The sequence below is a fragment of the Nocardia testacea NBRC 100365 genome, from assembly GCF_000308775.1.
Classification (GTDB): domain Bacteria; phylum Actinomycetota; class Actinomycetes; order Mycobacteriales; family Mycobacteriaceae; genus Nocardia; species Nocardia testacea.
The window spans coordinates 1-11,436 of the sequence record NZ_BAGJ01000154.1; the positions used below are offsets into that span (position 1 = coordinate 1).

At 68.0% G+C, this 11,436-nt stretch carries 11 protein-coding genes and 1 pseudogene; 7 read left to right on the forward strand and 5 right to left on the reverse strand.

The window, feature by feature from the left end:
• The 4 genes and pseudogenes from ON38_RS21205 to egtD form a co-directional block, all read left to right on the forward strand.
• Positions 1–180: pseudogene (locus tag ON38_RS21205) on the forward strand (ergothioneine biosynthesis glutamate--cysteine ligase EgtA); the annotation flags it as partial.
• A 63-nt stretch (positions 181–243) separates the two neighbouring features.
• Positions 244–1,584, forward strand: coding sequence for an ergothioneine biosynthesis protein EgtB (egtB, locus tag ON38_RS21210; RefSeq protein WP_051165029.1), 1,341 nt, complete (start codon positions 244–246; stop codon positions 1,582–1,584).
• The gene (gene egtC, locus ON38_RS21215; protein ID WP_039826680.1) at positions 1,584–2,420 is read left to right on the forward strand and encodes an ergothioneine biosynthesis protein EgtC; all 837 of its coding nucleotides are present in this window, start codon (positions 1,584–1,586) and stop codon (positions 2,418–2,420) included. Before egtB ends, egtC begins: the two co-directional genes overlap by 1 nt.
• On the forward strand, positions 2,417–3,388 hold the full coding sequence (gene egtD / locus ON38_RS21220; RefSeq protein WP_039826681.1) for an L-histidine N(alpha)-methyltransferase: 972 nt from the start codon (positions 2,417–2,419) through the stop codon (positions 3,386–3,388). Before egtC ends, egtD begins: the two co-directional genes overlap by 4 nt.
• 15 nt (positions 3,389–3,403) lie before the next feature.
• Here egtD and ON38_RS21225 read toward each other — a convergent pair whose 3' ends face one another.
• The 3 genes from ON38_RS21225 to ON38_RS21235 form a co-directional block, all read right to left on the reverse strand.
• Positions 3,404–3,724 (reverse strand): type II toxin-antitoxin system PemK/MazF family toxin, encoded by a 321-nt coding sequence (locus ON38_RS21225; RefSeq protein ID WP_039826682.1) that lies wholly within the window; start codon positions 3,722–3,724, stop codon positions 3,404–3,406.
• 155 nt (positions 3,725–3,879) lie between these two features.
• Positions 3,880–4,455 carry an aminoacyl-tRNA hydrolase gene (gene pth, locus ON38_RS21230; RefSeq protein WP_039826683.1) on the reverse strand — a complete coding sequence of 192 codons (576 nt, stop codon included), beginning with the start codon at positions 4,453–4,455 and terminating at the stop codon, positions 3,880–3,882.
• Between the two features lie 18 nt (positions 4,456–4,473).
• Positions 4,474–5,070, reverse strand: coding sequence for a 50S ribosomal protein L25/general stress protein Ctc (locus tag ON38_RS21235; protein ID WP_039826684.1), 597 nt, complete (start codon positions 5,068–5,070; stop codon positions 4,474–4,476).
• A gap of 288 nt (positions 5,071–5,358) precedes the next feature.
• On the opposite strand from ON38_RS21235, the gene ON38_RS21240 reads away from it, so the two are divergent.
• Entirely contained in the window at positions 5,359–7,002 is a 1,644-nt protein-coding gene (locus tag ON38_RS21240; protein WP_039826685.1) for a peptide chain release factor 3, read from the forward strand.
• Positions 7,003–7,008: 6 nt separating this feature from the next.
• Here the strand turns inward: ON38_RS21240 and ON38_RS21245 are convergent, their stop codons facing one another.
• The gene (locus ON38_RS21245) at positions 7,009–7,629 is read right to left on the reverse strand and encodes a nuclear transport factor 2 family protein (protein ID WP_083872958.1); all 621 of its coding nucleotides are present in this window, start codon (positions 7,627–7,629) and stop codon (positions 7,009–7,011) included.
• A 340-nt stretch (positions 7,630–7,969) separates the two neighbouring features.
• Positions 7,970–8,971 (reverse strand): DUF4393 domain-containing protein, encoded by a 1,002-nt coding sequence (locus tag ON38_RS37590; protein ID WP_245564142.1) that lies wholly within the window; start codon positions 8,969–8,971, stop codon positions 7,970–7,972.
• Between the two features lie 226 nt (positions 8,972–9,197).
• On the opposite strand from ON38_RS37590, the gene ON38_RS21255 reads away from it, so the two are divergent.
• Positions 9,198–10,520 carry a DUF445 domain-containing protein gene (locus ON38_RS21255; protein ID WP_051165030.1) on the forward strand — a complete coding sequence of 441 codons (1,323 nt, stop codon included), beginning with the start codon at positions 9,198–9,200 and terminating at the stop codon, positions 10,518–10,520.
• Positions 10,511–11,371, forward strand: coding sequence for an Abi-alpha family protein (locus ON38_RS34265; protein WP_051165031.1), 861 nt, complete (start codon positions 10,511–10,513; stop codon positions 11,369–11,371). Before ON38_RS21255 ends, ON38_RS34265 begins: the two co-directional genes overlap by 10 nt.
• Positions 11,372–11,436: the final 65 nt, after the last annotated feature.

An 11,436-nucleotide genomic window follows, 5' to 3' on the forward strand; every position in this document is an offset into this window, starting at 1 on the left:
GCCGGACGCTGGCACGACGCCGCCCGGCACGGCCTGGCCGAGCCGGAGCTGCGGGCAGCGGCCGTCGCCGTCCTGGAGGCCGCGGCCGCCCACAGCTCCCGTCCGGACCCCCGGCTGCGCGCCGCCATCCAGCGCTGCGCGGCCGGGCGGGCACCACAGGACGAGGCCCACCATGGCTGACAACGCCGCACCGGCGCCCACCACCGATCCCACCGATACCCCGTCGACGAGCGGAGCACCATCGTGACCCTCACCCGGCCGAACGCCGACCTCATCGAGACCGAACGCCTGCGCGAGCACATCGCGGCCACTCTCATCCGGGCCCGGCGTCGTACCGCCGCGCTCACCGACTGCGTGGACGAAGCCGAACTGCGCGCCCAGCATTCACCGCTGATGAGCCCACTGGTCTGGGATCTGGCCCATATCGGCAGTCAGGAGGAGTTGTGGCTGGTCCGTGATGTCGGCGGCCGGGATCCGGTGCGCCCCGATATCGACGAACTGTACGACGCGTTCAAGCACGCGCGGCCGAACCGGCCGCAGCTGCCGCTGCTGGGGCCCGACGAGGCCCGCGGCTATGTCGGCACGGTACGCGACAAGGTATGGGATGTGCTGGATCGCAGCCCGCTACAGGGCAATCGGCTGCTCGCCGGCGGTTTCGCGTTCGGGATGATCGCCCAGCACGAACAGCAGCACGACGAGACCATGCTCGCCACCCACCAGCTGCGCACCGGTGCGCCCGCCCTGACCGCTCCGGCTCCGCCCACCGCGCGCACCGTCGTAGGCGGTGAGGTGGTGATCCCGGCCGGTGAATTCGTGATGGGAACCTCCACCGACCCCTGGGCGCTGGACAACGAACGGCCGGCGCATCCGGTACACGTACCCGCGTTCGCGATCGACGCGGCGCCCGTCGGCAACGCGCAGTATCTCGCGTTCATCGCCGACGGCGGCTACGAGCGGCGGGAACTGTGGTCCGAGCGCGGCTGGGCGCACCGGAACGAGGCCGGGCTCACGGCGCCGCAGTTCTGGGAACGCGATACCGACGGCCGATGGTGGCGGCGGGTGTTCGGCGCCTTGCGCCCGCTGCGCCCGGAACAGCCGGTGGTGCACGTGTGCTGGTTCGAGGCCGAGGCCTACGCGAACTGGGCCGGTAAACGACTGCCCACCGAGGCGGAGTGGGAAAAAGCGGCGCGCTACGACCCGGAGACCGGACGCACTCGCGCCTACCCCTGGGGCGATGCCGAACCGGGGCCCGGCCACGCCAATCTGGGCCAGCGGCATCTGGAGCCGGCCGATATCGGCGCCTATCCCGCGGGCGCCTCACCGGCCGGAGTGCACCAGCTGATCGGCGATGTCTGGGAGTGGACCTCCTCGGGTTTCCATCCCTACCCCGGCTTCCGCGCCTTCCCGTACCGGGAGTACTCGGAGGTGTTCTTCGGCGGCGACTACCGGGTGCTGCGCGGCGGCTCCTTCGGTACCGATCCGGTGGCGTGCCGGGGCACCTTCCGCAATTGGGATCATCCGATCCGCCGTCAGATCTTCTCCGGTTTCCGGCTGGCCCGCACCGTGGGCCCGGAAGAGGCCTGATGTGCCGGCATATCGGCTATGTGGGCGCCCCGGTGCCGGTGGGCGAGGTGCTGACCCGCGGCTCGCATTCGCTGCGCACCCAGGCGTGGGCGCCCCGTGAGATGCGCGGCGGCGGCACGATCAACGCCGACGGCTTCGGGGTCGCGTGGTGGAGTCCGGGTGCCGCGTCGGCGACCCGCTACCGCAACGCCGATCCGATCTGGACCGATCCCGCGGTGGACGAGGTGCTACCGCAGCTGACATCGCATGCCGTCCTCGGATCGGTCCGCTCGGCCACGGTCGGCATGCCGGTGGAACGCGCGGCGTGCGCGCCGTTTCTCTGGGAGGAATGGGCGTTCAGCCACAACGGGGTGGTGCCGGGGTGGCGTTCGGTGCTCACCGCGGTGCTGTCCGATCTCGATGTGGCCGCGACCCGGGCCGGGATGACCCGCCGCTACGAGACCAGCCATCTCCTCGAGGCCGAGGCGCTGACCGATTCCGCCGCCCTGTGGGTGCTGCTGCGCCGGTTGCTCGACCCCGAACCCCCGGCCGGCCTGGCCGAAACCCCCGAAACGGCACTGCGTCTGCTGGTCACCGGCGTACTGCACCACGCACCCGACGCGCGGGTGAACCTGCTGCTCGGCAATGGCGCGGCAGTGTGGGCCACGACGTGCTACCACTCGCTGTACGCGCTGGTCGGCGACGATTTCGCCGTGCTGTCCTCCGAACCCTACGACGACGACAGCCGGTGGCAGCAGCTGCCGGACCGGAGTCTCGTCCGTGCCGAACCCGGCGAGCTGAGCGTCGAAACCCTCGACCTCGGCCGATCCACCGCGACCGAAAGCCTGCCACTATGACCCAGCCCATCGTGGAAGTCCATCTCACCGACGCCGACCTGACCGAGGCGCTGCGCGCCGACGCACGCCGCGGCCTCACCGACAGCCCGAAATGGCTGCCGCCGAAATGGTTCTACGATGCCCGCGGCAGTGAGCTGTTCGAGCAGATCACCGCTCTGCCGGAGTACTACCCGACCCGGACCGAGCGGGCACTGCTGGAATCGGTCGCCCCGGCGATCGCCCGCACCGCGCAGGCGGAGGTCCTGGTCGAACTGGGGTCGGGTTCGGCGGCCAAGACCCGTATCCTGCTGAACGCCCTCACTTCGGAGGGGCCACTCAAAACCTATGTCCCGCAGGATGTCTCGGCCACCGCCCTCCGGGCTTCGGCAGATGAGGTGGCCGCGGAGTTCCCCGGCCTGGCGGTCCACGGGGTGGTCAGTGATTTCACCGACACCCTGGGTACGCTGCCGCGCGGCGGACGCCGGATGATCGCCTTCCTGGGCGGGACCATCGGCAATATGGTTCCCGAGGAACGCGCCGAATTCCTCACCGGTATCCACGATGTCCTCGAACCGGGCGAACAATTGCTGCTGGGCGCCGGGCTGGTGGTGGATCCGGAAATCATGGTCCCCGCCTACGACGATGCCGCCGGTATCACCGCGGAATTCAATCGCAATGTGCTGCGGGTGCTCAATTCCCGGCTGCGCGCCGATTTCGACCCGGATGCCTTCCGCCATATCGCGCACTGGAATGACGCCAACGAATGGATCGAGATGCGGCTGGAAGCCACCCGGGACATGGAGGTCACGGTCACCGATCTCGGTTTCACCGCGCGTTTCGCCCGGGGCGAGCAGATACGCACCGAGATCTCCGCGAAGTTCCGGCTCCCCGCGCTCGACGGCGAACTGCGTGGCGCCGGTTTCGCCACCGAGCACGCGTGGACCGACCCCGACAACCGCTTCGCCCTCGTCCTCGCCGCCCGTGTCTGAGACCGGGTGAACAACTCAGAACAATCCGAGCTTCAACATCAGCGCCCGATCCAGTTCGGTGAGTTCATCACCCTCGAGGCTGCCCCGGAAATCACCGAGCCGTTCCGGAGCGACCGTGTAGATCTGATCGGCGAGTATTCGTGTCCGGGTACCGTCTATCTCGATCTCGGGCCGGTAGATCGCCGGTCCGGCACTGGTCGAAGTGAGCGCCATGATGACGGTACTCGCGGGAAACCCGTCGGATCGGATGATCACGGCACAGCGTCGGCCCTGCCGTTCGTGCCCACGGGTACCCGGTACGGCTTTGATGTCGTAGATCGCACCACGAAAGGTCACGCCACACCCATGAAGCGCTGGATCGCCAGCATCTCCGCCGGTCGGCGGGGTCTTCGGCAAGACGGTCTGCATCCGCAGTCGCCTGTTCGAGTACAAGTTCGCAGGTCGAGGCTGCCGACGGTGTCCGTACTGTCCCGGCCTCGGGCCACCGTCGCTCAGTGCAGCTGATTCTGCGCGGCTTCCAGCCCCACCCGCAGCAGCAGTTCCACCGCGTCGGCGGCCTGCTCCACCACGGTCGGGAGCTCTTTGCGCTCGACCGACGAAAAGGGCTTCAACACATAATCGGCCGGGTCCTGCCGGCCGGGCGGGCGTCCGATACCGATCCGGGTCCGCAGATAGTCCTTGCTGGTGAGGGCCCCGGATACCGACCGCAGGCCGTTGTGCCCGCCCTCACCGCCGCCGCGTTTGAGCCGGATCTCGCCGAACGGGATATCCAGCTCGTCGTGGATCACCACGACCTCGGTGGGCGGAACCGAGAAGAACCGGGCCAGCGCCGCCACCGGCCGGCCGGACAGGTTCATATAGGACCGCGGTTTCGCGATCAGTACCTGGCGTCCGTCCAGGCGGGCCTGCAGCAGATCGGCGCCTGATTTCTTGTGGGCGGTGAACCGGCCGCCGACCCGCTGCGCGAGCGAGTCGGCGACCAGGAAGCCCACATTGTGCCGGGTGCGCTCATAGGCGGGACCCGGATTGCCCAGGCCGACGACGAGCGCCGGCGCGGTATCGGCCATCGAAAAGGGGCCGGTTCTTTATTCGGCGCTCTCGCCCTCGGCGGCCTCGGTCTCGGGCTCCGGCTCGGCGGCGCGGGGCTCGACGATGTTCACGATGAGCGCTTCCGGGTCACCGGCCAGGCCGACGCCCTTGGGCAGCGCGATGGCACCCGCGGTGATCTGGGTGCCGACCTCGGCGCCGGCGATGGAGACCTCGATCGACTCGGGGATATTGAGGGCCTCGGCCGATACCGAGATCGTGGTGGCCTCCTGGGTGACCAGGGTGCCGGGGCCGGCCTCACCGGTGAGGGTGACCGGCACATCGGCGGTGACCTCTTCGCCGCGCTGGACGATCAGCAGGTCGGCGTGCTCGATGTAGCGGTGGATGGGGTGCACCACGACCGACTTGGTCAGCGCGAGCTGCTTCTTGCCCTCGATGTTCAGGTTCAGCACCGCGTTGCTGCCGTGCTGGCGCAGGATGGCCGCGAAGGACAGCGCGTCCAGCGACAGGTGCTGGGGGTCCGACTGGTGCCCGTACAGCACGGCGGGCACATTGCCCGCGCGGCGGGTACGGCGCGCTGCGCCCTTGCCGAACTCGGTGCGGATCTTCGCTTCGAGAAGGTTGACGTCGGACATGACTGGATAACTCCTACGGCTCTACCGGGCTGGTGGGCGGTGCCAGGGTAATCGCGCCCCTGGTCGGTTGGTCTGCTCGTCAGGCGAGGACCGATCGGAGGCGGCCGGAAGCCGCGCCGCGTCGATCACGGTGCCGCAGAAATGCGAACCCTCGCCGAGACAACCCGAATACTGTAACTCAGTCGCCGCATAACTCCTGAATCGGGTATTGGGCGGCACGTCGACGCCTGGTCAGCACCGTCACGTAGCCTGGACAGGTTGTCCCGATCGTCCGAAAGGTTGTTTCCGTTGACCGCCTCCCCCGAGGGCTCCGTCGCACCCGCTGCGCGCGGATTGGCCGCCGAGGTGTCGCGGCGCCGCACTTTCGCCGTGATCTCCCACCCCGACGCGGGTAAATCGACGCTCACCGAAGCTCTCGCGCTGCACGCGCGCAAGATCGCCGAGGCGGGCGCCATCCACGGCAAGGCCGGACGTAAATCGACGGTATCGGACTGGATGGAGATGGAGAAGGCGCGCGGTATCTCGGTGAGCTCCACCGCGCTGCAGTTCAACTACCGGGCCGCCGGCTCCGAGATCGACAATGTGATCAATCTCGTCGACACCCCCGGTCACTCCGATTTCTCCGAGGACACCTACCGCGTGCTGACCGCGGTCGACGCCGCGGTGATGCTGATCGACGCGGCCAAGGGCCTGGAACCGCAGACGTTGAAACTCTTCCAGGTGTGCCGGCACCGCGGGATCCCGGTCATCACCGTCATCAACAAATGGGACCGGCCGGGCCGCGCCCCGCTGGAACTGCTCGACGAAATCGACGAACGGATCGGCCTCACGCCGACCCCGCTGTTCCTCCCGGTCGGTATCGCCGGCGATTTCCGGGGTCTGCTGCGGCGCGGGCCCGACGGCGTCCCCGCCGAATACATCCATTTCACCCGTACCGCCGGCGGCGCGACGATCGCGCCCGAGGAATCGCTCACCCCCGAGGCCGCCGAGGCCCGGGAGGGCGAGCCGTGGAGTACCGCCGCGGAGGAGAGCGAGCTGCTCTCGGCCACCGGCCAGGACCACGACCAGGAACTCTTCCTCGCCGGGCAGACCTCCCCGGTGATCTACGCCTCGGCCATGCTCAACTTCGGTGTCCGGCAGTTGCTGGAGACCCTGGTCGCGCTCGCGCCCGCGCCCGGCTCCCGGGCCGCCGTGGACGGCACCCCGCGGCAGCCCGCGGATCCGTTCAGCGCGGTGGTGTTCAAGGTGCAGGCCGGTATGGATACCGCCCACCGCGACCGGCTGGCGTTCATGCGGATCGTGTCGGGTGAGTTCGAACGCGGCATGGTCGTCACCCACGCCCAGACCGGTCGTCCGTTCGCGACCAAATACGCGCTCACCGTGTTCGGCCGGGAACGCGCCACCGTGGACACCGCCTACCCCGGTGATGTGGTGGGCCTGGTGAACGCGACCGCGCTGGCCCCCGGTCACACGCTGTTCGTGGACAAGAAGGTCGAGTTCCCACCCATCCCGTCGTTCGCGCCGGAACATTTCGCCGCGCTGCGGGCGCAGAGCGCGGGTAAGTACAAGCAGTTCCGCAAGGCCATCGACCAGCTCGATTCCGAGGGCGTGGTGCAGGTCCTGCGCAATGATTCACGCGGCGACGCCTCGCCGGTCCTCGCGGCGGTCGGTCCCATGCAGTTCGAGGTGGTGACGGCACGTATGCAGGGTGAGTTCGGCGTCGAGACCCAGCTCGACCATCTCGCCTATACGATCGCGCGCCGCACCGACGCCGAATCGGCACCCGAGCTCGACCGCCAGCGCGGCGTGGAGGTGTTCACCCGCAGCGACGGCGCGATCCTGGCCGTGTTCAGCGATAAATGGCGGTTGCAGTACATCCAGAAGGAGATGCCCGACCTCACCCTCGAACCGCTGGTCGCCGCTGCCGACTGAGTGGGCTCAGCCGGCCGCCCGGCCCTCAGGACCCGGATATTCGCGGTCGGTGTCGACCTCGCCGTTACCTCGCGGCGCACTGGCCTCCGGGTAGTCACGCGGGACCCGCTCGACCTCTTCGACCCCGGTGGCCTGCTGGGTCAGACCCCAACGGTTGGCGGTCAGCCGCAGGCTGGGCAGATCGCTGAGCGAGAGCACCACTTCGTAGGTGCGCTCGTATCCGGTGTGCGCGATCCGCCAGCGGCCGTCATCACAACGCACATATTCGTCGTTGTAGAAGGCGGAGCCGCGCAGCAGCATATTGTTTTCCGGGATCAGCGCGGTATCGGACAGGTACCAGATTCCGGTGGCCCTGTCTCCATCGACGTCGATCTCGGGATGATCGCAATGATGTTCGGTGATGACGTGCGGGCCGAGCGTATTCCGCAGAAATGTGAGAAATGCTTCCCGGGATTCGAACTGCAGGTACTCGCTGTAGGTGGCCGTGGCCTCGGGGACAAGCGTCTCCGCGAGGTCGTCCCAGAGTTTGGTGTCCAGGTCGCGCAGATACCGGTATTTCAGGCGCTGTATCGCCAGCACGTCGTCGGTCGTCACAGCGCTCACCCCAGGTTCTTCACCGGGCCGCATCGGCCCCATCGTCAGCGGCACGTCCCCTTCGGGCTCGAGCCGCGGGGGCAGCGACACGTCGATTCCGGCCCCCAGCGCGGCCGCCAGTGCGGCGCCGGAGAAGGCCATCGTGTCGCTGCTCTGGCCCGGCCGCCGCGGAAAACCACCCGGGCGCGGCCCGGGATCGTTGCGCTCCTCGCCCTGGTCCATCTCTCCACCATCCCACCTGAAATGGACAAATTGGGAGGTAATTCAGATCTGTATCGGATTGCTATCCTGCGTCGGCGGTATCACAGGCTCCGCGCACAGATAACCGATACAGAAAAGACCAGGTAGTGGCCGGTTTACCCAGGGCCGGATATCAGGGCCGTTCGCCGTTGCCGATGGTGAAGCAGGTCCGGCAGAAATCTTCTCCGAACTCGGTCAGACGCAAGCTTTTGCGGACGATTTTCGGTGCGCGACCCGCTTTTTTCAGCGCCGCCTCGACGATCGGCTGGACCTCGAGCACCATATAGCGACTCAGCACCACCGGATCCTCGGAATTATGGGTCAGGCCCAGGCGGCTCAGGTTGATCAGGTACGAGCGCGCGCGGTCCATGTACCGCACCCCGGCCTGCTCCGGCACCGAGGTCAGCCCTCCCGCGATCAACTCCGAACCGATACCCAGCGGACGGTTGGTGCGCACATCCACCGTCGGCTGCGGCCCGTTGAGGGCCATATAGCGCAGGATGCGGGCTTCGTCGGGGGCCAGCTCGTCGAGGATCCGGTCGTAGGCCGGATGCACCTCTTCGGTGAAGTACACATCGGCGGACCGGGCCAGCAGGGCGTCCCCACGGCGGCGCAATTCGGCGACACTGGCCGAACGCAGGTAGGAACCGACCGCCACGGTCTGCTGGGGCGGAGTCTGCCCGGTGGGAACGTAGCTGACGATCTCGCGTACCGACCCCTCGGTGACGCCGAGGGCATTGCGCGCGATGGACCGAAGGGCGTTACCGGTGCGCTCGGCGATCTCGGCCGAGGATTCCCCGTCCAGGGCGGCCTGGGTGATCTCCCGGGTCATCTCGTAGGAAGTGTTGACCGCCCATTGGCCGCCGCGCACCACGCTGCCCGCCGCCAGACCGGCCGCCCGGAACACCCCGCGGATGAGACGGGCCTCGTTGCTGATCTGCCGCTGTTCGGCGTCGGCGCTGCGTTCGACACTCGACGGGGGCCGGCGCTCGACGTCCGCGGCGGAAGCGCGCCCACCGTTCGGCGACGGAGGGCGCGCGATCCCCGACGCCCGCACGGCACCCGGGGACCCGCTGCGCTGCACGGCACGGGAACCGGTCCGGGGGATCTCCTGTCCGGTCCTGTCGTCTGCCACGTCTACTCCGATATCGCCAGATGAACGAATCCGCTCACCGATTATTGCCCATTCATCGCGATCACTCGCCGCCGGACCATGAATCCGGCTCTCGTCTGGGACACTGATGTGCCGGGCCCGAACGCGTTGCCGCCGGGACGTCCGCCGCGGCGCGGTCGTCGTCCGGTGGTGGTGCTAATTTGAGGGTCCCGGTGAGGCGGCGATCACCGGAGCAGGAGGGTGTGTCGTGTTGGAGAGTGTATTCGGGGTGCACCCGACGATCCTCCTGGAATTGCTGACCATTCCTCTGTTCACCGGAGTCATCGGTTACGTCACCAACTGGACCGGTGTGCTGATGCTGTTCCGGCCGATCGCATTTCACGGTGTGCGGGTACCCGGCCTGCGGTATCTGTACCCGTACCTGCCCAAGCGGATCCAGATCCTGCCGCTGCTCAGCCATGACGGCCGCTTCGGCTGGCAGGGCATCGTCCCCTCGCGGGCCGACAAGATGGCCAGTATCGCGGTGGACAAAGGCCTTTCGAAACTGGGCAGTGTCACCGATTTCTACCGGGAGCTGGAACCCGACGCCCTCGCCGAGCATCTGGCGGGGACAGCCGAGACCCAGATCCGCGATATCGTCGAGACGATCCTGCGTCGCGAACATCCGCAGCTCTGGTACAACCTGCCCACCCAGGTCCGGGAGGCAGTACACGAAAGAGTGCGCCGGCAACTGCCGGATATCCTGCGCGAACTCACCACCGAACTCGGCGCGAACATCGATCAGCTGCTCGATGTCAAACAGATGGTCATTCGTTATTTCCAGGCGCGGCCGCAGCTGCTCAATCAGTTGTTCCAGGTGCTCGGCGCCAAGGAATTGCGGTTCATGCAGAATTTCGGTCTCTACTTCGGCGCCCCGATGGGCGTGGTGCTGGTGGCGATACTGCATCTCACCGGCTGGTCCACGCTGGCGGTGCTGCCCATCGGCGGGGTGATCATCGGCTGGGTCGTCAACTGGGTCGGCCTGAACATGATCTTCGCGCCCGCCGAACCGAAATGGTGGTGCCCGTGGCGGCAGGGTCTGCTGATCAAACGCCAGGACGAGATCACGACCGGATACGCCGAACTGGTCTCGACCCAGGTCATGACGGTGGCCAATATCGGCGACGAACTGCTGAACGGCCCGAAATCCGACCGCACCCTGCAGATGCTGGAGGACACCCTGCGACCCGCCGCCGACCGGGCCCTGGGGCCGGCCCGCGGCGCGGTGAAGCTGGTCCTCGGCAGTCGCGACTACCGGACCCTGACCGAGACCCTGACCTCCGAGGCGATGGCCATCGCCCCGATCGCCTTCGCCGACGAGGACTTCAACGCGCGCCAGGGCAAACAGATCGGCGCCTATATCTCCAAGCAGATGTCCGAACTGTCGCCAGGCGATTTCGTCGATATGCTGCGGGCGGCGATCAAACAGGACGAATGGTTGCTGTTCGTGCACGGCGGCGTGCTCGGACTGTTCGCCGGATACGCGCATATCCTGGTCTTCGGAACGGGGGTGGCGACAACATGGCTGTGAAACGGGAAACGCGGGACAGCGGTGAACCGGAACGGCGCGACGGTAGCGACCGGGCCGGCGAGAGCGGGCGGCCGGGTGGCCCCGCCGCGACGGTGCGCGCGGTGAGCGGAGTCGCGCGGGTCGCGGCCTCGGCGGTATCGGGCACCACCCGCTGGGGCGTGCACACCGCCCTCGATATCACCGAGACGGTGGTGCGGGGCAGTATGGCCGGTCTTCCGCCGGCCCAGATCCGCACCGAGGCCGTCGCGCAGGCGCAGGAGGCGCTGCGCCGGGCGCTGGGTGTCGCGGCGGCGGAACCGTCGGCTCTCGACAACCCGACCGAACGGTCACTGCGCGAACAGGGGGCCGCGCTGTTACGCCTGGCCGCCAGCCCCCGGGCCGCCGACGAGGGTCATCCGGCCTTCGCCCGCATTCTCGCCGAACTCACCTCCGACGAGGCCCGCATCCTGCGCCTGCTACGCCTCGACGGGCCACAACCGGCGGTCACCGTCCGCGGCGGACGTCGCGCCCGGCGTGGTTCGCGTAAGGCGGAACAGATATCCGCTACGGCCGAGATCGGGGTCAGCATGATCGGCGAGCACGCCGGCCTGCGCCATCCCGACCGGGTCCAGCGTTACCTGGCCAATCTGCGCCGGATCGGCCTGATCGAGCTGCTGTCCGAACCGGTGGGCACACCCGAGCGATATCAACTGCTGGAAGCCCAGGCACCCGCGATCGAACTGCTGAAACAGGCCGGTGGCCGCGGCAAACTCCAGCACCGCGGTATCGCGCTCACCCCGTTCGGCGGTGAGTTCGTCCAGGCCAGCCTCCCGATCACCGGGGAGAACGGCCCGGCGGCCCAGAACCACTGACCCCCGGGGCACTCATACCTGGTCGGCGAGTTCCATCCAGCGCTCTTCGGCCGTTTCCTTCTGGG